The 3,675-nt window shown below is 63.2% G+C and carries 2 protein-coding genes; both read right to left on the bottom strand.

Translation table 11 applies throughout. The features are described from left to right. Positions 1-26: 26 nt before the first annotated feature. Positions 27-2,645 carry a TRAP transporter permease gene (locus ACR0EZ_RS25740; protein WP_480617673.1) on the bottom strand — a complete coding sequence of 873 codons (2,619 nt, stop codon included), beginning with the start codon at positions 2,643-2,645 and terminating at the stop codon, positions 27-29. Between the two features lie 118 nt (positions 2,646-2,763). After that, a partial coding sequence (locus ACR0EZ_RS25745; protein ID WP_480617675.1) for a TAXI family TRAP transporter solute-binding subunit occupies positions 2,764-3,675 on the bottom strand: 912 nt, incomplete at its 5' end.

Consider the following 3,675-nt stretch of genomic DNA (forward strand, 5'->3'; position numbering starts at 1 on the left):
ATCCACGGCGCAGAGGATGGATTTTGTCATGGTGTTACCTCTTGGTCAGTGGTGCGTGCGGCGCGGCCGCGCTGCAGGAAGGCGATGAGGGCCAGCAGCAGCAGCGCGGGGATGAACATCAGCTCTTTCGGCGGCTGGTTCTGCGGCGCCTGCACGCTGGTGATGCGGACGGGGTCGTCGGCGTAGTAGTCGAACATGTCCAGCTCATCCCCGACCGGGGTGCCGAAGAGCGGCTCGTCGAGCTTGACCAGACCGTCCTCTTCCAGCGGGATCAGGCCCAGGGCCTCGATGCGGGCGGCGCCGTCGGCCTCATCGCCGATGGTCAGCACCACGGTGGTCTCGGTCATGTTGCCGGTGTCGAAGTCCGGACCTGCGACCTCGATCCGCAGGGAACTGCCCGGGGCGGCCTCGCCCACCGCCTGTTCCAGCTGCGCCGGTTCGATCTGCGCAAACGGAGGCGCGATCCGGTTCATGAAGAAGTCCGGGCGGAACAGCGCAAAGGCGATCAGGATCAGCGCCACGCTTTCATAGATGCGGTTCTTCGTGAGGAACCAGCCCATGGTGCCGGCGGTGAAGATCAGGATCGCGATAGTGGCAGACACGGCCACCAGAATGCCCTGCACCCAGCCCACATCGATCAGCAGCAGATCGGTGTTGAAGATGAACACAAACGGCAGCGCCACGGTGCGCAGGGAATAGAAGAAGGCGGTAAAGCCCGTCTTGATCGCATCCCCGCCCGACACGGCGGCGGCGGCAAAGCTGGCCAGACCCACCGGCGGCGTCACATCGGCCATGATGCCGAAGTAGAACACAAACAGATGCACCGCGATCAGCGGCACGATCAGACCGTCCTGCGCGCCCAATTCGACAACCACACCGGCCATCAGCGAGCTGACCACGATATAGTTCGCCGTGGTCGGCAGGCCCATGCCCAGGATCAGGCTCAGCAGGCCCACCAGCGCCAGCATGGCGATCAGGTTGCCGCCCGACAGGAACTCGACCAGATCGGCCATCACCTGGCCCACGCCGGTCAGCGTCACGGTGCCCACGATCACGCCCGCGGTGGCGGTGGCCAGCGCGATGCCGATCATGTTGCGCGCCCCGTCGATCAGACCGTTCCACAGGTCGATGACCCCGGCCATGAAGGCATTTGCGGTGTCGCTTTCGCCGCGGAAGATCGATTTCAGCGGCTTCTGCGTCAGCAGGATCACGAACAGCAGCGAGGTCGCCCAAAAGGCCGACAGGCCCGGCGATTTCTGCTCGATCATCAGGAAGTAGACCAGCACGATGATCGGCAGCAGGTAATGCAGACCGGCCTTGTAGATCTCGGCGATCACCGGCAGTTCGACCTCTTTGGCGTTGGGATCGTCGGGCACCAGATCATCCACGCCCGCCGCCAGTTTCAGCAGGATCAGATAGGCCGCCACAACCAGCGCCGACAGCACCAGACCCGAGGCATCGGGCATCAGCGCAATCACCGCCTTGATCGGGTATTGAATGCCGTAGCAGAGCCCGGCAAAGCCCACGAAGAACAGCGCCATGCCGCCGATCGTGCGCCCCATCGAAACGACGCGGTTGCCCAGCGTCGGCATGTTCCGCTTCACCGCCTCCAGATGCACGATATAGACCAGCGCGATGTAGGAGATTGCCGCCGGCAGGAAGGCGTGGGTGATCACCTCGACATAGGAAATGCCCACATATTCCACCATCAGGAAGGCCGCAGCCCCCATCACCGGCGGCATGATCTGGCCGTTCACCGAACTGGCCACCTCGACCGAGCCCGCCTGTTCGCTGGAAAAGCCCACCCGCTTCATCAGCGGGATGGTGAAGGTGCCGGTGGTCACCACATTGGCAATGGAAGACCCCGAGATCAGGCCCGTGGCCGCCGAGCCCACCACAGCCGCCTTGGCCGGACCGCCGCGCAGGTGCCCCAGCGCGCCAAAGGCCATCTTGATGAAGTAATTGCCCGCACCCGCCTTATCCAGAAGCGCGCCGAACAGCACGAACAGGAAGACGAACTTGGTCGAGACACCCAAAGCGATGCCAAAGACACCCTCGGAGGTGATCCACATATGGCTCATCGCCTTTTTCAGGCTGGCGCCCTTCCACTGGATCACTTCCGGCACCCAGTCGGACGAGCCGAAGAACACGTAAGCCAGGAAAATCGTGGCAATGATCGCCATCGCGGGCCCGAGCGCGCGGCGCGCGGCCTCGAACAGCAGCAGCAGGCCCCCCAGTGCCACCCATTTGTCGACATCATCGGCCAGCAGGCCATTGTCGACCAGTTTTTCATAGAAAATATAGCCGTAAAGCGCGATGCCCGCGCCCACCACGCCCATGATCCAGTCCTGCACGGGAATGTAATTGCGCGGGCTCGACTTCAGCGCCGGATAGGCCGCAAAGGCCAGAAAGATCGCAAAGGCCAGATGGATCTGGCGCGAGTTGTTCACCACGCTGCCCGGCAGCAGCACATTCGACAGGGGCGAGGCCAGCACCACCTGAAAGACCGACCACAGCACCGCCACGATGGCCAGGAAGACCCCGACATTCCCCGCCGGGTTGCGCGCGCCCGCATCGGACGAGGCCACCAGATCCTGAAGCTCTTCCTCGGATAGCGGGCGATTGGATTGGGTGTCGGAACTCATCTGGCGTCTCCCCGTCGCTGTGCGATCTTTCGGGCCGTTTCGGCCTCGGCTTCACCCAGCTCCCCGGGTGTGCAAAAGGGGCGCGCCCGTCACAGGCGCGCCCCGCATCAGGTCCGGCTTACTGCAGCCAGCCTTTTTCCTTGTAGTACTTCTCGGCCCCCGGATGCAGCGGTGCCGACAGGCCATCCGCAATCATCTCTTCCGGCTGCAGGTTGGCGAAGGCCGGGTGCAGCTTCTTGAAGTCGTCGAAGTTTTCAAAGACCGAGCTGACAACCGCATAGACCGCGTCATCCGACACATCCGCCGAGGTCACAAAGGTCGCGCCCACGCCAAAGGTCGTGGTGTCCCCGTCCGAGCCGCGATACATCCCGCCCGGAATGGTGGCGGTGCGGTAGTAGGAATTGCCGTCGATCAGACCGTCGATGGCCGCGCCGGTCACGTTCACCAGCACCGAGTCACAGGCGGTCGTCGCCTCCTGGATCGAGCCCGAGGGGTGACCCACGGTGTAGATCATCGCATCGATCTGGTTGTCGCACAGCGCCGCCGACTGCTCGGCCGCCTTCAGCTCGGACGCCAGTTCGAAATCGTCGATGGTCCAGCCCATCGCTTCCAGAACCACATCCATCGTGCCGCGCTGGCCCGAACCGGGGTTGCCGATGTTCACCCGCTTGCCCTTGAGGTCCTCAAAGCTGGCAATGCCCGCATCGGCGCGCGCCACAACCGTGAACGGTTCCGGATGCACCGAGAACACCGCCCGCAGCCCGTCAAACGCACCCGCATCCTCGAACTTCGAGGTGCCGTTATACGCATGATACTGCCAGTCCGACTGCGCCACACCAAACTCCAGCTCACCCTCGCGAATGGTGTTGATGTTGTAAACCGACCCACCCGTCGATTCCACCGAACACCGAACCCCATGCTCCTTCCGACCCTTGTTCACCAACCGGCAAATCGCTCCGCCCGTCGGATAATAAACACCCGTTACACCACCCGTCCCAATCGTGATGAACTCCTCAGAATACGCCGCAGG

Source organism: Ruegeria sp. AK4 (assembly GCF_056541025.1).

Coding starts and splice junctions, on each gene's coding strand:
- ACR0EZ_RS25740 (WP_480617673.1), bottom strand. CDS start 2,645: ATGAGTTCCGACACCCAATCCAATCGCCCGCTATCCGAGGAAGAGCTT.